Genomic DNA, 255 nt, shown 5'->3' on the forward strand with positions numbered 1-255 from the left:
TGTCCTTCAGCAATATTAGCATCAATGTCCAGATCCTCTGAAGCAGTTTCATTCATGATAATCACATTACCACGGCGATCAGTGGCAATTACTCCATCTGACATATGTGACAAAACACTATCTAAGCATCGACGTTCAGCTTCCGATGCTTCCTGTGCTTCCTCAACTCGAATTGATAAGTTATTAACAGCCTGTGCTAATTGTCCTAATTCATCCTGACCATAAATCTGTACCTGTCCGGAATAATCGCCACGA

General features: G+C 42.0%; 1 protein-coding gene. It reads right to left on the reverse strand.

The genetic code is table 11. The features are described from left to right. On the reverse strand, positions 1-255 hold a 255-nt coding region (locus KH893_RS12945), incomplete at both ends, for a HAMP domain-containing protein (protein ID WP_281166414.1).

The organism is Liquorilactobacillus sicerae (assembly GCF_029916425.1).
GTDB lineage: Bacteria > Bacillota > Bacilli > Lactobacillales > Lactobacillaceae > Liquorilactobacillus > Liquorilactobacillus sicerae.